The organism is Methylotuvimicrobium buryatense 5G (genome assembly GCF_000341735.1).
Taxonomy (GTDB): Bacteria; Pseudomonadota; Gammaproteobacteria; order Methylococcales; family Methylomonadaceae; genus Methylotuvimicrobium; species Methylotuvimicrobium buryatense.
Window position 1 is genome coordinate 1,381,210 of record NZ_KB455575.1, and the last position, 19,083, is coordinate 1,400,292.

Sequence of the window (19,083 nt, forward strand, 5' to 3'; positions counted from 1 at the left end):
TTAATTCTCACTGTTCATATTATTCTTCAAAGGAGACAACTAGCATGGCTAAAATCAACAACCTGCGCGTAGGCGAATCATTGGTAGGTGACGGCAACGAAGTTGCGCACATCGACTTGATCATCGGCCCACGCGGCTCGGCTGCCGAAACCGCTTTCGCTAACTGCTTGACTAACAACAAAGACGGTTTCTCCAGCTTGTTGGCTGTTGTTGCACCTAACCTGATGGTTAAACCTGCAACTGTTATGTTCAACAAAGTAACCATCAAAGGCTCGAAACAAGCCGTTCAAATGTTCGGCCCTGCGCAACGCGGCGTAGCCATGGCTGTTGCGGATTCAGTTGAAAACGGCACCATTCCTGCCGATGAAGCTGACAACCTGTTCATTTCTGTTGGTGTTTTCATTCACTGGATGGCTGAAGACGACGCAAAAATTCAACAATACAACTACGAAGCAACTAAAGAAGCTATCGAACGCGCTGTTGCCGGCTCTCCAACAGCTCAAGAAGTTGTTGCTGCTAAAGCCACTGCAACACACCCATTCGCTGCCAACTAAAATTTAGCTCGGCATAGAATGACCAAAAACCCCGGCTAGCCCGGGGTTTTTTTTGCCTAAAAGAAATTGGATAGCGGTGAGTAGTAAGCGGCCGAATCCGGGCTTTTATCCTAGAATGGGCAGATATATATCTTTCGCACGTCAAATTTCGGCAGTGCCTGAAGAGTGCCGCCGCGCTGCCGACATCTTAGCCGAACACGTACCCTACCTTCAATGCAGCTTAACTATTTTCAGTAAAATACGTTATACCCATCGCACTTCAAATTTCGGCATTGATGCGTGGAGGTGCCGGGGTGTTCGGCAAAGGCTTTGACAGCAGGGATGCTGTCACAGAGCCTACATGGACGTATTCACGGCGTCCTTTGACGGACACTCCGGCGCCGAAATTTGACCAGCAAAGGGTATATAACAATAGGAGCCGTGCTTCAGCTGGCTCGTTCTCAATGGAACATAAGCCCAATACAAAAGAACTAACAGAATATGAAAAAGATAAGAAGCATCGCGCTTTATTTCACAGCGTTTGCGTCACTGACGTTTTTGATAGGACTGGGCGGCACTTATTGGTTACTGCAAGAATCGATGCCGAAACTGGACGGCGAAATCGAATTAACCGGTCTTGTCGAACCCGTTACAGTCGACTCCGATGAATTCGGAATACCCGCCGTACACGCCGAAAATCGCCTCGACGCGATTCGAGCACTCGGCTATCTAAGCGCGCGCGACCGCTTATTTCAAATGGACTTGATGAGACGAAAAACCGCAGGACGTCTAGCAGAAATATTCGGCGAAATGGCCGTCAGTAGCGACACCAGAGCCCGAACGCTCGGTTTCAATCAAGTTGCCGAAAAAACGGTAACACAACTGCCGCGACGCCATAAGCACTTCCTCGATGCCTATGCCGAAGGCGTCAACAGCTATATCGAGCAAACTAATGCCTTAACCTTTGAGTTTAGCGTATTGAATTATCGCCCCTCCCCTTGGCAAGCCGAAGACAGCATTCTGGTCATGCTCGGCATGTTCGATACGCTCACGGGTTGGACCGAAAGAGAGGAACGCATGTTGTCCGTGATGGAAAAAACCTTGCCTCCCGATCTGATTGCATTTTTGACACCGGACACCGACCGATTTACCGAGCAATTACAAGATTATCGCGAATCATCGCGACCGGCTCGGCCTATCCCTTTAGCCTCGATGACGGCGGCCCTTGATCAATACTCCTCGGATGCCCTGAGAGTAGCCGACGCCGTGCAATTACACGACACTCTGCCGGGATCCAATGCGTGGGCCGTCAGCGGCAAGAAAACCCAGGACGGACGCGCGATACTTGCCAACGATATGCACTTAGGCATTACCGTGCCCAATTTATGGTATCGAATCGAAGTTCATTATACCGAAACTCATGCAAGCGGCGTGATGCTACCCGGCGTACCGATAATAATTGCCGGCAGCAACAAGCATTTAGCTTGGGGTGCAACCAATCTTTCCGGTGATTTTCTGGATCTGGTCAGCCTTGAAATCAATCCTGACAACTCAAATGAATATCGTGTTGACGGAGGCTGGCAACGGTTTGAGCAACGGCGTGAAATCATCGCCGTGAAAGGAGGGGATTCTCGAGAAATAACAGTCAAACAAACGGAGTGGGGCCCGGTTGCCTCCGAACCTCTGATGGATAACTTAGTGGCCGTCCGCTGGACCGCATTGGACCCTAACGCCATCAATATCGAATTGATCGACTTGGAGCAAAATCGAACGTTGGAACAAGCCATTCCGACGATCAACCAAAGCGGCGGGCCGCAATTGAATTTTTTACTGGCCGATAAGACAGGCCGAATCGCCTGGACGCTGATGGGACGCATACCTAAGCGGTACGGCAACGACGGCTCGGTAAGCCGATCTTGGGCTGACGGTTCCGCGGGCTGGAACGGTTATTTGGCTCCTGAGACATTGCCCCACATAATCGATCCGCCGGAAGGTATTTTAGTTTCGGCCAATGATCGTCGCTTCGACAAAAACTACCCCTATATCATCGGACGACAGTTTGCCAACGGCTATCGAGCTTACCGAATTACTGAGCGGCTTGGACAAATTGAGATACTGAACGAACAAACGATGTTCGCATTACAACTCGATAGCAAGAGCGAGTTTTATCAGTTTTACCAGCAATTGGCGTTATCGGTTCTGACGCCGAAAAATTTCGAGCAAGAACCGGAGTTAACCGAATTGCGAGGCTACATTCAATCCTGGAACGGTAATGCGGATCGAGACAGTTTGGGGTTTGCGTTATTGGTGGAATTTCGCAAGCAATTGGCAAAATCGGTATTCGAGCCTTTTTTATCGGCATGCCGCAAATCGGATAGGAATTTCAACTATTCCTGGACATACATCGACACGCCATTACAACGGCTTTTGACTGAAAAACCGGCCGAACTATTACCTGACCCGGCGCGCTTTCAAAATTGGGATGCGTTCATTCTAAACCAATTAAAAAAAAGCCTCAGTCGACTCAAAAACCTACGCCCCGAAGCGAGCTTTCCGGAGCTGACTTGGGGAAAAATCAACCAAGCGCAATTTCGTCATCCATTCTCAAGGGTTTTGCCATGGGCCGGACGTTTCCTTGATATGCCGGAGGACCCATTATCGGGCTGTTCTTATTGCATTCGAGTGGCCGGACCCGATTTCGGCGCCAGCGAACGACTTGTGGTTTCTCCGCGTCATATCGATGCAGGAATACTGCACATGCCAGGCGGCCAATCGAATCATCCTTTATCGCCTCATTACCGCGACCAACAAGCATACTGGGTGGAAGGTTTACCGATACCGCTCCAGGTAAGACAACCCGAGCATCGATTGGTTTTGCAGCCGCGGAGGGATAGTGAACAGTAAATAGTTAGCGGTAAGCAGTTAGCCGTAAATAGCGAATGAAGCGATATACCCCTATAAGCGCCAACTTAAGAAAATAACGCGTCATTCCGCCAGGGATTGGCGGAATCCAGTGCCATGGATGGCAATACATAGCCTCCCCCCATGTAACTTGAATATCGGCAATCCATGCCGATATGACGAATAATGCAGTAAATACACTATAGAGTGGGTGCTAAGTTAGCGCCTATGCGATATACCACTGTGTCGAACAAATTGACAGAATCTTCTACAGAATTAACAAACAATTTATTCGAATTCATTGTTAGCGATTTGTTTAATGTCGTTCTCCGACAATGCGCCGGAATGTAAGGCGCTGGCTATCAAGACATCGTTCACGCCGATTTTTTGTAGCTCGACTAGGTCTTGTTTGTGCCGAATACCGCCGGCGGCGATGATCCGTTTTTCAGGAAACTCTCGACAATAATAGTCCAGCTTCGCGAAATCCGGACCGAGCTCGCTACCGACTTGCGCTAGCGTCATGATAATAATTGCGTTCGGCCATAACTTAGGATTGTCAAAAATCAACGACGAGCCGAGCCGGCCGTTTGCCGAATAATCGAGCGATAGCACAAAATCATCCGGTAATCGTTCGATATGCTCGACATCGTCATCGATCAACGACTCGGAGCCGATAACCGGCAAATAATTTGCACAACCTTGGTAATGCCGCTGGACCCCATGATTTCCCGAGTCGACCCAAAACCGTCTATCCGGATAGCGGCTGAATACATCGAGTAAAAGGCTTTGATGAACCGACTCGCAAGCGGTAATGGCATTCAGATCGGCGATATAAAACACTTTAAAATCGTATAGCGACAAAAAAGCCTCGATTACGCGATCGATGCTCGGCTCTTTGCATAATGAAGAACAAACCGGCGCGTATTCGGCCCGATTACCTCTGACGGCATGAACGACATGATGGTCTTTGAGATCGATGACCGGAATAATTTGCATATTACTCCCTTTATACTCAAAAAATGGTTAGCTTTATGAAGGTATGGGATGTGACCAGCGAGGATGTCGGCAGCTGGGAGAGCTGCCGTCAAGCCCCCATGGATGGGTTTACGGCGGTCCTCGATAGACATATCCCATACCTTTTATTCTTAGGCGGTTTTTCAATCAAAAGGGAGTACGAAACCAACCCTCTGAATTTTTAAGAAATGATATGTATTATACTGTGCGCAATGAAAATACTCGTTTTTGAATATGTCACCGGCGGCGGCTTTAACCGTGAACGCATTCCCGATACACTCGCCACGGAAGGCCTGTTGATGCTGAAGGCTTTATTACAGGATTTATCGGAAATAGCCGATATCAAGTTGATAGTGATGCTCGATACTCGATTTGCCGACTCAATATCGGAATATGCCGGAACTATCGAAATTGTGCCGATTGATGCGCACCAATCGGTACTCGAAACATTTCAAAAACAAGTCGTGCGTTGCGATGCGGTTTGGTCGGTCGCTCCCGAAATAAACAATATTTTGTTCGATTTAACGCGCATGATCGAACGCCTTGGGAAAAGACTGCTGTCATCTTCGTCCGAAGCCGTCGCAATCACCTCGAATAAGCTCGAAACATTTCGTTATCTGACACAACACCGGATCGAAACCGTGCCATCGGAACCATTCATTCCGCATCGCTTCCAACCGATCGGTAGACAAGTGATCAAACCGGTAGACGGCATGGGTTGCGAACGAACATTCCGAGTCGATAACGCCGAGGATTGGGCGCTCGTCAGACCGCAACTCGGTGAAGAACCTTATATTGTTCAGCCTTACATCGACGGGACGCCGGCTAGTTTGAGTTGTTTATTCAACCATGGCAAGGGGTGGCTCTTGTGCCATAATGTGCAACGAATCGAAATCAAGGACTGCCGATTTAAGTTGAACGCTTGCCGAGTCAACGAACCCGGCGTGAATGCTAATTATAAAGCCCTGGTCGACCGTGTCGCCCATGCATTACCAGGCTTATCCGGTTATGCCGGAATCGATATCATCGAAACACCTGAATACATTACAGTATTAGAAATCAATCCGCGTTTGACAACGTCTTACGCGGGAATACGAGAGGCCTTGGGGATTAATGTCGCGGCAGAGGTTTTGCGAATGCCGCAAAACCGACCAAGCGTGAATCCCATTATCAATCGAAGCATCAATCTACTCATCGACGGAGACGAAACCTATGCAAACTAACATTATCGGCTGGGATATCGGCGGCGCCCATTTAAAAGCGGCGCTGATTAACGAATTGGGCGAAGCTCTGGCAATCGTTCAACGACCCTGCGCGTTATGGCAAGGCATCGAACAATTGCAACAAGCCGTACAAGCCGTTACCGCCGAACTGCCGGAAGCCCGATACCGGCATGCGATTACGATGACGGGGGAATTAGTCGATCATTTCGAGAGCCGAGAGCAAGGCGTTCAACGTATCGTCGAAGCCATGTCGGTTTACTTTCCAGGCGATCCACTGTGGATTTATGCCGGCTTGTCCGGATTCATTCGAGCCGGTTCGGTGCTGCCTGAGCATAGCGAAAGCATCGCGTCGGCGAACTGGTTGGCGAGCGCATCTTTTGCCGCACGCAACATAGACAGCGGATTATTTATCGACATCGGCAGCACCACAACCGATATCATTGCGATGGCAAACGGAAAAATTAATGCCAAAGGTTTTACCGATTATAAGCGGCTCATTTCCGAAGAGTTAGTTTATACCGGCGTCGTGCGCACCCCGGTAATGGCCATCGCGCAAACAGCCATATTCAAAGGCGTCAAAATCGGCTTGATGGCCGAGTATTTCGCGACGATGGCCGATGTATACCGCATAACCGGCGAACTGGACGAAGCCCATGATCAAAACGATACCGCCGATGGCGGCGAAAAAACCGTTACGGCCAGCGCCAGGCGTTTATCGCGTATGATCGGTCATGAAGTCGAACACGAGTTGCCGGAATGCTGGCGCCATTTCGCGCTTTATCTTCGCAACCAACAATTGCACAAAATACAAATGGGCTGCGAAAGGCAAATATCCAGAATTCGTTTACCTTCAGATCAGCCTTTTGTCGGCGCCGGTGTTGGCCGCTTTTTGGTCAAACAATTAGCCGCCAACTTAGGTCACCCTTATCTGGATTTCAACGATTTATTCGAACAGTCTTTAGTCTCCTCGCCAATGTCCGCTGCCGATTGCGCACCGGCCATCGCAGTAGCCTATTTAGCGTTGGCGCAATTCAAATAAGGGAAACAAGGGGCAATTCCCAATTTACTCCCTTTTGATCGAAAAACCGTCTAAAAATAAAAGGTATGGGGTGTGTCTATCGAGGACCGCCGTGAACCCATCCATGGGGGCTTGACGGCAGCAATCGAACGCCAAGGATGGCGTGAATGCAGATTTTGCATGGAGCAAAAATCTGCCCTGCTGCCGACATCCTTGTCGAATACGTCAGCATCCTCCGTGATATTCCTAGAGAATGTTGAGTTTCGGGCGCCGAAGAGGCGCCCGGTATTTATTTTGCCTGGTAATATTGAGCCAATTCCTTGATTTCCTCGGCAGTCAATTGCTTACTGAGAATTCTCATACGGCCGAAAATATCGTTACGCCGCTCGTCTTTTTGGTAGGCCTCAAGGGTCTGCACGAAATAGTCCGCTTGTTGACCGGCTAACGCCGGAATATCCATTTTTTCTCCTTTTCCTTCGACCCCATGACATACCGCACAAGGCGGCAGAGTCCGTTTGCCGTCGCCCTTCTTGACTAAAAATTCGGCTTTAGCCAGCGATTGGCGACTTCCCTGGGGTTTGGGAGTAGGTAACGTACTAAACCAAACGGCAAGATCGGCCATATCCTGATTGCTCAACCCGGTCACCATCGACCCCATCAGCTCATGCTTTCGATGACCGGTTTTATAATCCTGTAACTGTTTATAAGTATACGTCGCCAACTGTCCCGCCAAAGACGGATAATTCGGCACCTGACTCACGCCTTGCTCTCCATGACAACCCGTACAGGTCGCGGATAATTCCTTGCCTTTGGCGGCGCTGCCTTTTTTGACGAAGTTCAACTGCTCCGGCGTCCAGGCGACTTTTGACGCCGGCTCGGCCTGGGCGGCAGTCGAAACGAGAAGACCCGTAAGGGCCGCGACAACCATTTTATTCATGTTCAAAATCCCCACGCGCTTGAGCCGAATGTTTTCATAAAAAAGAATTGCAGAATCGGTACGCCGAAACTCACAGCCATCAAACCGGCAATGACTTTATTCCATAGCGTAAAATCGTTCAGGTATTCAGGCAGATCGGTAACCGGGTGAATCGGCTCGGCATATTCGATTTCGGCTTCGAATACCTCTTGCGAACGGTGCGTCATCGCTAAATTGTAAACAAACAAACACGCGGAACCGAGCATCACCAAACCGCCGAAGATCATCGCCAGCTCATAAGGATCCCAGGCCAGCGTCAACAGCGAGTTATATTCGACACCGGAAATGCGCCTTGGCTGCCCCAACAAACCGAGCACATGCCAAGGCGTGGTTAAAATCGTCATGCCGATAAACCAGGTCCATAATTGCACCAGCGCCATATCTTTGGAAAATAGCGGCTTACCGGCCATGATCGGCCAAAGATAATAAGCAATCGCAAAATACATGATCACTGTCGTACCGGCGAAGATCAAATGAAAATGTCCCGGCACCCAAGCCGTGTTATGAATCATTGCATTCATTGCATAACTGGCATTGACTAGGCCGCCGAAGCCGCCGAGAATCAGCATTAACAAAGCCAGAATAACCGACAGCACCATCGGATTACGCCAGGGCAGCGAACCGATCCAACCGAACAACCCCTTGCCGCCGCGCAACCGGCCGGCGATTTCGAGCGATGCAATCACGGTAAAACCGGTAATGAAGGTCGGAAGCGAAACAACGAAAGTCCCGACGCCATGCAGCAATTTCCACCCCTTGGCTTGCTCGGGGTCCATATATAAATGATGAAAACCGATCGGCAACGCAAAGACGATCAAGACCACGAAGGCGGCACGGGCAATTTCATCGCTGAACAAATAACCGCCGGCCTGTTTCGGAACGAAGACATAAAAGGCGGTATATGCCGGTATCAACCAGAAATAAACGATCGGATGCAAGGTCCATGCAAACAAAGTGCGCGCGAGGCCCGGATCGAGCGTATCCATCCAGCCGAGTGCCATCGGAATCAATTGGAAGAGCACTTCCAGCGCGACACCGGCACTAGTCCAAAGCCACAATAGCGCATTGCCGGCGGTTGCAAACATCGCGAGCGGCACCGGCGCGCCGGGATTGGCCTTCTTCCATTCGCGCATCATCATGATCATGATGACGCACCACAACCAGGAACCGACAATCAATAATGTCGCACCGACATAAAACATCCAATGCCCGATAATCGGCGGATAAAACGTATATAAAACCGAGGCTTTACCGGTCAATAGCGGTATTGCCGCCAGCACGGTGCCGAACGACGATATTCCGAATCCGGCCCAGGCCCATTGAGGATTCCAAATAGGTTGCTTCAGACTAGTCGTCGCGACGACATAACCGAAACCCATGATGAAAAATGTCGTTAGCACGAAAGCCATCAATACGCCGTGCGTACTGACCGATGCAAAATACACCGACGGCGATTCGATTGCCGGAATGAAACCGCTCCGTTCCAAGACTTGATACTCGCCCATGAAACAGGCCAAAAGAAACGCGCCGAAGGCGACCCACAGATGGCAGAACGCCAGTTTTTTGGTGACCGCATCAATCATTGTCTTTTCCTCCTTTTGAAGGGGCTTTTCCCGGCGCGGCCCAATGTTCTTTTGCGACAACCGAAACATTGCTCCACATGTGGTCGTGCCCTATGCCGCAATATTCATTACATAGCAGCGGATATTCGCCGGGTTTCGGCAAGGTTGTCGTCACTTGCGCGACATAGCCCGGTACGATCATCGTGCTCATATTCGTCATCGGCATATGCACGCCATGAAGTACGTCCATGCTGACCCAGCGGAATGTCAAAGAAGTATCCGCAGGGACGGTAATGTGTTTCGGATAAAAACCGTAGCGCCCGGCAACCATTCGGATGGTTATATTGCCGCTTTCGTCGACTTGCACGCCCAGGTTATCTTCGTCGAATTCCTCGCTCAGATGCAGACTCGCCGAGTCGATGGTCTCGACATGACTCGGAGCATTAATGCCGTGAAATAATGCGTCGATCAAGATAATGCCGACAAAAAGACCGGCGATGCCGACCGCCGCATAGGCCCATTTTTTTTCAAGAGGATCTATATGCATAAACTCACCACTAATTGATCGCGCCGCGCGGCAAGAATACCCCGTAGTAAAGGAACAGCCATGCGACAACCATGCTTGCGCCGACAGCGATCATCAACGCCCAAGTGCCGACCGGCGAGCTGTTCAGGATTTTTTCACGTTCATCTTCACTTAATGGTTTCATGGCTTCCTCTTAATTTATTTTTATTAATTTGGTATGAATCGTACGGATATTAGCGGCAAGTAAACGCGAAGGAAACGTTAGCGTCAAGCAGTTTTACAAGTCCCGCGCCGCCCATAAAGCCGCGACCTCGCCCAAATCGCGGCATTGTAGGTGTGATAATTCGCTGGTATAAAGGTCGGCCGGCAATACCGACGGAATATAGACGGTAAAAGCACCGGACGCAGACGCCGCCATCACACCGGCAGTGGAATCTTCCAATGCTAGACAACGTGAAATAGGAATCGACAAACGTTCGGCCGCATTCAAGAAAATATCGGGCGCCGGCTTGCCTAGCTCAACATGATCGCGAGCGACAATCGTCTCAAAAACATTGCCGAGACCGGCAAAATCGAGACACTCGAGTGCATTATTCAGGCGACTGTTAGTCGCAAGACCGTAGGGAATGCCGGAATCCTGCAATAACCTAAGCAACGTCAAAAAACCCTTTTTTATGCCGATGCCTTGTTTTTCGACGATGCGATACCAACACACACCGCTCAGACGGTTAAATTCCTGAAGATCGAAAGCATTCCCGCAAAATTCGAGCAAGCGCATTTCGACATCGCGATAATGAAGTCCCGACAAAGACAAACAAAAAGCACTCGGCAGCTGATATCCCATGTGCTCGGCAGCTTGACGCCACGCCATAAAATAAGTGCTCTCGGTATCCAACACCAAGCCATCCAGATCGAATATCACCCCCTCGACAGCCCTCAAAGCCTGCCGAACGGCATCCGCCTCACCGTTCACCATTCACCTTTACTAAGGAATATGCACAAAATAACTTCTACAAATAGTCGGCTTTTTCGCCATTGTGATAAATCGCGGGCTTGATTAATGGCGGCATTACCGCAACCGTACCTGCGCTCAAAAAAAAACGATGGGTTTCCGCTTCGCTGCTACCCATCCTACGGCGCTTAACCAATGTGACTTCGATACCAAATTAGTGTTATCCAAGCTTATCGACTCCGAAATCGCGATCTGGGGATCGCTCCCACAAAGACCTCCATTCACCCCCCTTTCACCTTTCACCTTTCACCTTTCACCTTTCACCTTTCACCTTTCACCTTTCACCTTTCACCTTTATATACTCCCCTTTCGCCTCGCGGCTCGAACCGACGATAATACGCTTCAAACCGCTCTGTGACTCTTCCAACAAACCGCAAACCTCGATTTCTTCTCCGTTTTGCGCTTGACCGGTATAAGTCGCGGTAAAAACGACAATCTCATCGATAGTCGGATCATTGCACTTAAACAGCGCCGGATAATCGAAAGCCCGGCTATCGTCTATCACGACGCAACGCAATAAGATTTCGCCGCATTTGCGGTAAGTCTCGGTAGCAAACGACTCTGGATCGATGAAATTCAAATCGAATTTACGATCATTGACCAAAGCCTTATTGAATTTGCGCTGTTCATGCCAAACATAATCATCGAAATCGATATGACAATCCCGGCGACGGAAACTCTCTTGCCAATGCCTCAGGTCGAGCTCATGCAGCAAGCCGGCTTGAATCAACTCACGGTTAATCGCTCTGGCCTGATGAAACAGATCCCTGTCATAAAAAACCAAATCGATATCCGATAACTTGCCTTGAGCGCCGATTAGCAAAGAGCCGGTCACGCCCATTTGCTTAACATCCAACCCCCGACTTTGATACAGATTCGATAATCGAAGCAAATCTTGTTCGACCGGGTCTAGCCGCGCCGCCGATAATAGCTCGCTCAAGCGTTGTCGCGGCTGATAATGCCTAATCACTCGTTCTTCTGGAACGGCATGAACACGGACATCCCGCATCGGGCAATAATACAAATATTCAGGATGATTTCGGCTCAATAAGTCGTCCGCTTGCCGGGTGGATTGCTTTTGCCAGCCGTCTGCGCTTCGCCGATAACGTAAAAAACACAACACCCTGCCCTGCTCGATACCGTGCTCCACTACGGCAAAAACCAGCCCTTCAGCAGTCTCAATGAAATCTTTCGCTAAATACATAATAATTACTAAATTCCGATAAAAACATTCGTTTAAATCGTTTTATTCGACACATCCTGGCCTACTAAATGCTCAGACACTCTCGAGCCGGTTTCGGCCTTTTTCCTTGGCTCGATAGAGCGCGTCGTCGGATGCTTTCATCAATTCATCAATGTTTTTAAACTGACCGTTGTAGGTTGCAAGACCCAAACTCAGCGAAACATAACTATCGGCTTTCGACCCTTCATGAGGAATTTGCCGAGCGGACACGGCCGACCTAATTTTTTCGGCTAAACCCCTGCCTACCTGCCAGTCCGTATTCGGCATGATCACAGCAAATTCCTCGCCGCCGTAACGGCAGGCCAAATCGGTCGCGCGCTGAGGCACCGAAGCGATCGCCTCGGCGACTTTTTTCAAGCAGTCATCGCCCGCCATATGCCCATACCGATCGTTATAAACTTTAAAATAATCGATATCGCACATCAACAACGAAAGCGGTTGCTTGTCTCGTCTGGCATGATTAAATTCCCTTGACAAGGTAGTATCGAAATTGCGTCGATTCGCGATACCGGTCAGTTGGTCGTGTAGCGATGCAAAACTGAGCGCTTCATTGGCATGCATCAAATCCCGTTGGACGGCATGCAGTTTTCGCCGCATTTCATAAATGCGCTCCATCGCAACGATTTGCATTTCCAAACGCTTCGGACTAATCGGCTTGGCCAGATACGCATCGCCGCCCGCTCTGATACATGCGGCATAGGAGTCGTCATCGGTTTTGATCGTTAAAAAAATAATCGGAAACCAATCGTCGCCTTTCAAAGACCGGATCGCTTGTGTCGTCTCGAATCCGTTCAAACCGGGCATTTCAATATCCATCATGACCAAATCGACATCGTTCGATCGAATAAATTCAAGCCCCTCTGCTCCGTTTTCGGCATGAATCACATGATGTCCAAGCTCCTTGACACACTCCGCAACCAGCATTCGAATGGCTTTACTATCGTCTATTACCAATATTTTCATAAGAATTTCTTTACTATAAACCCGATTTCCAATACTAATTTTCCCGAAAAAGCGCCCTTTAAAATAGACTATGTTCGCGTTAATAGTTGAAATTAATACCACACCAATTTCAAAACTTGAAGACTGTAGGTACGCACAGCGTAACCTACAATTCACATTGAATTGTAATTATTCCCCCCCCTATCGTTCCCACGCTCTGCGTGGGAATGAAGACCGAGACGCTCTAGCGTCTCGTACCGCTGGAGCGGTTCTCAGGCATTCCCACGCAGAGCGTGGGAACGATAATTGTCGGGGGACTGAATAGTTACATTGAATTTTAAGTGCGTCCGGTAATGGCGCGTGTTTTCAACTATTAACGCATACATAGCCATAAAATAACGCTTATCCAGATATCCGGAATAAATGTTGTTTGCGAAATCTAAAATAACGTCTCTTTACACATCCAAGAATTAGCCGATCAGTGCTTAATACTAGCACTCCTTAAAATAAATATGGGAGTTCGTCACCAGCCTCTCATTGGGTAATCGTTTAGCCCCCCCCTGTTCCTATCACGCCAAAACCGGCATAGGCAAACGAGGGACGGGTTGGTTTTTACGGCGTTCGGCCAGTGTTTGAGCAATAAACTCCCAAGGATTCAGGTCTCTCAAACGCGCGGTATCAATCACGCTCGCCAGCAAGGCAACCACGCGACTGCCTTGTGCCGTCCGCGAACCGAAGGTGATTTTGCGCAGCAATACCCAGTGCCGCAAACTGCGTTCCGCCACGTTGTTGGTCAATGGATGCGCCGGCGTTTCGACCACGCGCACGATGGCCTCCCAATCGTTGAGAAATTCGCCGGCTAATTGTCGGCTGTCAACATGCGCGATGTCTCGGTGCGTCTCGCAGAGCGAGCGCAGCAAGGTCAGCAACTGTTGATTCTGCGCCCATAAGGATTCGGCATCCGGCGGCGATTCGCGGAGTCGGTGGATGTTGCGCATCAACAGGATCATGGCCAATAACAAGGCTTCGCCGAAAGCTTGTCCTTCGCTATCCAGGCACTGATACAGTGCTCGGGCCTTGCGCACCAAGTGCGCCCAACAGCGCAAGCGCCTAGGAAAGATGCGATAGACGCTTAGCCGTCGGTCATCAGTAAGCCGCAAAACGCTTCCCCTAAGAGCTGGTTCACGACGAGACGATGGCGTTTGCCCACTTGATAAATCACCGTCTGTGCGCTGACAAAGACCCAGAGCCAAAATAACTGCCCGGCTTCTTTCCAGGGTGTTTCATCGATATGTAAGAGGCCGGCGGCCTTGAGTTCCGCGATCAACTGCTCGTCGACGACCGGCGCAACGGCACGTCCCGCTTCATGAATGCATTGATTGATGGTGCTGGTGCTGAGGTAGATTCCCAGCCAATCGCGCAAATAGGCTTGGATTCTGCTGCGCGATGCCCGTAGGGACAATGAGAGATAAACCAAAAAGCTAACCAACCGAGGGCCGCACAGATGCCATTCGCTCAGGGCTACGCTCCAGCCATCTTCGTCGGCGCCTCGCCCGGGCTCGGCGCGGGTTTGATGACCGCAGGGACAGGTCGCCGAGAAGTAGTCATGTCGGCTATGTTCGATTTGTAATTTCGGCGATTCGGCGTTGCCGATTTCAAGCTCCAGTTCGAACCGGGCGTTCCAGGGTCGGTAGTCGGTGTTGTCGGCAAACGATTGCCTACACGCGGCGCAGCAATCCGGGCGATGCTCAATTGTCCGTGTCACCGGTAAGGTCAGGTTGCGGCTATAGCCTGGGCTACCGACTTGGCGCCCGGCTTTTTTAGGCTTTCCGCTATCACCGGTCGCCGCCGGAGGTGTTGCCGAGTCCTGGCTAGGTAAGTCATCTGACGAAGACTCAGACGAATCCAGTGCCGACAAGTCGTCCGTTGCCGGCGCTTCTTCCGACGGTTCGGCGCTGGATTGATTCGATTGCCAAGGCTCCCGGGATGACGGCGGACGCGAACTCGTATCCGGGGATTGTTTGAGTCGTTCTCGGGCTTCTTTGAGATCCGCCAACAGTTGCTTACTCAATGGACGCAACTCACCCTCCGGCAAATCATCCAGATAGTCCGTGTCCATTTGGCTAAGGTCTCGGTCGCTCAACGTCATGTCCTATAGCTTTTCATGTTTTAACGGGAGATGCTACTTTTTTAGTGATGGGGGGCTAAACGATTACCTCATTGGTTTTATTAATACCCCAAAATTATGAGGTAGGGAATTTTTTATAAATCGTCCACTTTCGAGTTGATTCGTTATAATACGTTGCTAAAAAACAATTACCGCGACAAGCGGAAAATAAGCTGGGGGATGCATGAGTGATAGCAACAACGAACTTCATAAGATTCTGATTGTCGGCGGCGGCGCGGCCGGACTGGAGTTGGCAACGACACTGGGTAATAAACTAGGCAAAGCGGGGTTGGCTGAAATCAACCTCATCGATGCCTCCTCGACTCATATTTGGAAACCCTTATTGCATGAGGTCGCGGCAGGTACCTTAGATGAAACCGAGCAAGTCGACTATCTGGCGCAGGCCTATCGCAGTCATTTCCGTTTCCGCCTCGGCAAAATGGCCGGTTTAAACCGGATTAAAAAAGAAGTCTATCTAAGCCCGACTTACAGCGATAGCGGCGAAGAACTGATACCTGAACGCACATTCAAATACGACACCTTGGTCATGGCTGTCGGTAGCGTCAGCAACACTTTCAATATCAAAGGCGTGGCCGAACACTGCATGTTTCTCGATACCACCTCGCAGGCTTTCAAGTTTCAAAAACAATTGGTCGAAACCTATATCAAACGCCATGTCAGTAAAGGCGGCAGCAAGGACAAACCGTTATCGATCGCGATCGTCGGCGCCGGTGCAACCGGCGTCGAATTATCAGCCGAACTGCACGAAGTGACGCATCTTTTGAACGTCTACGGACTCGACCAAGCCGGCGATGTAAAAATCACGATTATCGAAGCGGCCACGCAATTATTGCCCGCTCTCCCGACTAAGCTGGCACACGCGACGCAACAACAATTGGTCAAGCTCAATATCGACCTAAAGCTTGGACGTCGCGTAACCGAAGTGTCGAAAGTCGGCATCACGACCCATGACGGCGAATTCATTCCAGCCGACCTCAAAGTCTGGGCGGCGGGTATTAAAGCTCCGGACTGGCTGCAACAAATCGACGGATTGGAAACGAACCGAATTAATCAGTTAGTCGTCGATGACACTTTACAAACAGCCGACCCTACCATTTTCGCGATTGGCGATTGCGCAGCCTGTTCGTGGCCGGGGCATGAACAAAACGTTCCTCCGCGCGCTCAGGCCGCTCATCAACAAGCCTCGACCGTGGCCAAATCCATCGTCAATCGCTTGCAAGGCAAAGACCCCGTCAAATTTGTATATCACGACTACGGTTCGCTAGTCTCGTTGGGCAAATATTCCACCGTCGGCAATTTGATGGGCAACTTAATGGGCTCGGTCACGATCGGCGGCTTTATCGCCCGCATTGTTTATCTGTCGCTTTATAAAATGCATCAGGTCGCGATACACGGTTATTTTAGAACCGCGATGTTGACACTTTCCAATTTATTCCGACGCAGTGCCCATGCCAAAATCAAAATGCACTAAGAACCAGACTCAATCAGCTTCTTTTTTACAAACCACATACCTTTAATAACTATCATGTTTGAAATTGAATACATTTTTCGTGAAGAGGATTTAATCCATTTCAACGAAGTCCAACTGCAACAAAACGACGAAGTCCTGAATAATATCCGTAAAAACCGGCTAGTTTTCCCCGGTGCGCTAGTGATTATCGGTATTTTTTATTATTTGTACTATGGCGATATGATGACGGCGGCCTATATTTCCAGCATTGCCATCCTTTGGGCGCTGCTCTCGCCGAAAATCATGATGCTCGACATGCGTCGCCAAATCATGAAAAACTATACCGAAAAAGAAAAAGCCGATATGTTCGGCCGATATACGCTCAAGATAGAACCCGATCATTTGCTCGAAATATCGCCGAGCGGCAAACACAAAATGCCGTGGAACGAATTGATCCGAGTCGAACAAGAAGGCGATCATTATGTCTATATTTTTATTAGTCTCAATACGGCTTTGGTCATTCCTGCAAAAACCGTTAAAAAAGGCAAACTGAAAGAATTTGCTGAACAAGTGCAGAGTATGATCGATCGAAAAGGCTAAACCCAAGCATGTTGAACTTTAAAAACGTATCCTTGAGACGTGGCCCTAACGTTCTGTTCAGCCAAGCGTCTTTTACGATTCATCAAGGCCAAAAAGTCGGCCTGACCGGTGCGAACGGCGCGGGAAAATCCAGCCTTTTCGCACTACTGAGGGGCGAGTTGCACACCGATGAAGGCGACTTTTCGATGCCGCCAGGCCTCGAAGTCGCCCATGTCGCACAAGAAACGCCGGCAGTCGCCTGCTCTGCGATCGATTACGTGATCGATGGGGATCAAGAGTTAAGACGACTGCAAAAACAGTTAAGCGCAGCCGAACAAACCGGCGACGGGCTAAAACTGGCAGAATTACATGCGGCCTTGGATATCATCGGCGGTTATACCGCCGAAGCCCGCGCCGCCCGTTTGATGAACGGATTAGGGTTTCGCCCCGATCAAGAACAAAACCCGGTAGGTTCGTTTTCGGGCGGTTGGCGCATGCGCTTGAATCTGGCGCAAGCCTTGATGTGCCGTTCGGATCTTTTACTACTCGACGAACCGACCAATCATCTCGATCTGGATGCGGTCATTTGGCTGCAGGATTGGCTTTGCAAATATCCAGGCACCCTATTGTTGATCTCGCACGATCGCGACTTCCTCGATGCCATCGCTAGCCATATCGCGCATATCGAACAACAAAAAATCGAGCTCTATACCGGCAATTATTCGGCTTTCGAAAAAATGCGCGCGGAAAAACTCGCACAGCAACAATCCGCATTCGAAAAACAGCAACGCGAAATCGCTCATATTCAAAGTTTTGTAGACCGGTTCAAAGCCAAGGCCACCAAAGCCAAACAAGCGCAAAGCCGAATTAAATCGCTTGAACGCATGGAACTCATCGCTCAAGCGCACGTCGATTCGCCCTTTAATTTCAGTTTCCGTAAACCGCAAAAAATGCCTAACCCGCTGCTCAAATTGCAAGAGGCCGGTATCGGTTACGGAACGACAATAGTGATCGACGGTGCGGAATTGACGCTTGCTCCCGGCGATCGAATCGGCTTATTAGGCCCCAACGGCGCAGGCAAATCTAGCTTAATCAAAGTATTAGCTGGAGAAATGCAGCCTCTGGCCGGCAAAATACTGATCGCCGACGCACTGAACATCGGCTATTTCGCCCAGCATCAACTCGAGCAATTGCGAATCGATGAAAGTCCGCTGCAGCATCTGCAAAGACTCGATAAACAAGCGACCGAAAAGGATTTACGCAATTATCTCGGCGGTTTCGATTTTAGGGGCGACAAAGTTCTGGAACCGGTCGGTCCCTTTTCCGGAGGCGAAAAAGCACGCTTGGTTTTAGCGATTTTGGTGTATCAAAACCCGAACTTATTGCTGCTGGACGAACCGACCAACCATCTCGACTTGGAAATGCGCCACGCTTTGAGCGTCGCGCTGCAAGATTATGAAGGCGCCATGCTGATCGTCTCGCACGACCGTCATTTACTGCGCTCGGTCACCGACCAACTCCTTTTAGTCGCGGACGGCAAGGTTAGGCCTTTCGACGGCGATCTGGACGATTACCGCTCCTGGCTGACCGAACAAACTAAAAACGAAGAACCGCCTGAGGACATCCCCAATCAATCGCTTTCGCGAAAAGATCAGCGCAAGCTCGACGCCGAACGCCGGCAAAAAAACAAGCCGCTGCTCGACGCACTGAAAAAAGCCGAACTCGCTGTAGAAAATCTACATCGGGAACAATATGAATTGGAACAGCAATTAGCCGATCCGGCTGTTTATCAAGACCAGGAAAAAGACCGTTTGAAACAACTACTGGCGCGCAAAACCCGGATCGATAAGGACCTTGAAGAAGCCGAAGCGGAATGGCTCGAGGCCGAAACGAAACTTGAAGAGGCCGACTAGCTT

Annotated in this window: 17 protein-coding genes; 7 read left to right on the forward strand and 10 right to left on the reverse strand. The window is 49.9% G+C overall.

From position 1 onward, the window contains the following. Positions 1-44: 44 nt before the first annotated feature. Both fae and METBU_RS0106165 read left to right on the forward strand, forming a co-directional pair. Complete coding sequence (gene fae, locus METBU_RS0106160; RefSeq protein WP_014148886.1) at positions 45-554, forward strand: formaldehyde-activating enzyme; 510 nt, start codon at positions 45-47, stop codon at positions 552-554. Positions 555-1,034: 480 nt separating this feature from the next. Next, positions 1,035-3,437: a penicillin acylase family protein gene (locus METBU_RS0106165; RefSeq protein WP_017839792.1), complete on the forward strand. Its 2,403-nt coding sequence runs from the start codon at positions 1,035-1,037 to the stop codon at positions 3,435-3,437. Positions 3,438-3,722: 285 nt separating this feature from the next. On the opposite strand, the gene METBU_RS0106170 is transcribed toward METBU_RS0106165, so the two are convergent. Continuing rightward, positions 3,723-4,430, reverse strand: coding sequence for a HisA/HisF-related TIM barrel protein (locus METBU_RS0106170; protein WP_017839793.1), 708 nt, complete (start codon positions 4,428-4,430; stop codon positions 3,723-3,725). A gap of 230 nt (positions 4,431-4,660) precedes the next feature. Here METBU_RS0106170 and METBU_RS0106180 point away from each other — a divergent pair, with 230 nt between their 5' ends. Both METBU_RS0106180 and METBU_RS0106185 read left to right on the forward strand, forming a co-directional pair. Beyond that, positions 4,661-5,671 carry an ATP-grasp domain-containing protein gene (locus METBU_RS0106180; protein ID WP_017839795.1) on the forward strand — a complete coding sequence of 337 codons (1,011 nt, stop codon included), beginning with the start codon at positions 4,661-4,663 and terminating at the stop codon, positions 5,669-5,671. Continuing rightward, positions 5,661-6,710 carry a hydantoinase/oxoprolinase family protein gene (locus tag METBU_RS0106185; RefSeq protein ID WP_014148890.1) on the forward strand — a complete coding sequence of 350 codons (1,050 nt, stop codon included), beginning with the start codon at positions 5,661-5,663 and terminating at the stop codon, positions 6,708-6,710. Before METBU_RS0106180 ends, METBU_RS0106185 begins: the two co-directional genes overlap by 11 nt. A gap of 268 nt (positions 6,711-6,978) precedes the next feature. On the opposite strand, the gene METBU_RS0106190 is transcribed toward METBU_RS0106185, so the two are convergent. The 9 genes from METBU_RS0106190 to METBU_RS28940 form a co-directional block, all read right to left on the reverse strand. Continuing rightward, on the reverse strand, positions 6,979-7,626 hold the full coding sequence (locus METBU_RS0106190) for a c-type cytochrome (RefSeq protein WP_017839796.1): 648 nt from the start codon (positions 7,624-7,626) through the stop codon (positions 6,979-6,981). A 2-nt stretch (positions 7,627-7,628) separates the two neighbouring features. Then, positions 7,629-9,248: a b(o/a)3-type cytochrome-c oxidase subunit 1 gene (locus tag METBU_RS0106195; RefSeq protein WP_017839797.1), complete on the reverse strand. Its 1,620-nt coding sequence runs from the start codon at positions 9,246-9,248 to the stop codon at positions 7,629-7,631. After that, the gene (locus METBU_RS0106200; protein ID WP_014147779.1) at positions 9,241-9,774 is read right to left on the reverse strand and encodes a cupredoxin domain-containing protein; all 534 of its coding nucleotides are present in this window, start codon (positions 9,772-9,774) and stop codon (positions 9,241-9,243) included. The genes METBU_RS0106195 and METBU_RS0106200 overlap by 8 nt, the downstream gene beginning before the upstream one ends. A 10-nt stretch (positions 9,775-9,784) precedes the next feature. After that, on the reverse strand, positions 9,785-9,937 hold the full coding sequence (locus METBU_RS27965; RefSeq protein ID WP_017839798.1) for a hypothetical protein: 153 nt from the start codon (positions 9,935-9,937) through the stop codon (positions 9,785-9,787). A 93-nt stretch (positions 9,938-10,030) separates the two neighbouring features. Further along, positions 10,031-10,729: an HAD family hydrolase gene (locus METBU_RS0106210; protein WP_017839799.1), complete on the reverse strand. Its 699-nt coding sequence runs from the start codon at positions 10,727-10,729 to the stop codon at positions 10,031-10,033. Positions 10,730-11,039: 310 nt separating this feature from the next. After that, the gene (locus tag METBU_RS0106220) at positions 11,040-11,969 is read right to left on the reverse strand and encodes a hypothetical protein (protein WP_017839801.1); all 930 of its coding nucleotides are present in this window, start codon (positions 11,967-11,969) and stop codon (positions 11,040-11,042) included. Positions 11,970-12,041: 72 nt separating this feature from the next. Beyond that, on the reverse strand, positions 12,042-12,971 hold the full coding sequence (locus tag METBU_RS0106225; RefSeq protein WP_017839802.1) for a diguanylate cyclase: 930 nt from the start codon (positions 12,969-12,971) through the stop codon (positions 12,042-12,044). A gap of 548 nt (positions 12,972-13,519) precedes the next feature. Continuing rightward, on the reverse strand, positions 13,520-14,110 hold the full coding sequence (locus METBU_RS28935; RefSeq protein WP_268869766.1) for an IS66 family transposase: 591 nt from the start codon (positions 14,108-14,110) through the stop codon (positions 13,520-13,522). Further along, on the reverse strand, positions 14,083-15,069 hold the full coding sequence (locus METBU_RS28940) for an IS66 family transposase (protein ID WP_026130069.1): 987 nt from the start codon (positions 15,067-15,069) through the stop codon (positions 14,083-14,085). The genes METBU_RS28935 and METBU_RS28940 overlap by 28 nt, the downstream gene beginning before the upstream one ends. 232 nt (positions 15,070-15,301) lie before the next feature. On the opposite strand from METBU_RS28940, the gene METBU_RS0106240 reads away from it, so the two are divergent. Genes METBU_RS0106240 through METBU_RS0106250 form a run of 3 tightly spaced genes read left to right on the forward strand, consistent with a single transcriptional unit; the run spans position 15,302 to position 19,080 of the window. After that, positions 15,302-16,609 carry an NAD(P)/FAD-dependent oxidoreductase gene (locus METBU_RS0106240; protein ID WP_017839803.1) on the forward strand — a complete coding sequence of 436 codons (1,308 nt, stop codon included), beginning with the start codon at positions 15,302-15,304 and terminating at the stop codon, positions 16,607-16,609. 54 nt (positions 16,610-16,663) lie between these two features. Continuing rightward, positions 16,664-17,188, forward strand: a complete 525-nt coding sequence (locus tag METBU_RS0106245) for a YcxB family protein (RefSeq protein WP_014147773.1) — start codon at positions 16,664-16,666, stop codon at positions 17,186-17,188. Positions 17,189-17,196: 8 nt separating this feature from the next. Continuing rightward, complete coding sequence (locus METBU_RS0106250) at positions 17,197-19,080, forward strand: ATP-binding cassette domain-containing protein (protein WP_017839804.1); 1,884 nt, start codon at positions 17,197-17,199, stop codon at positions 19,078-19,080. Positions 19,081-19,083 lie beyond the last annotated feature (3 nt).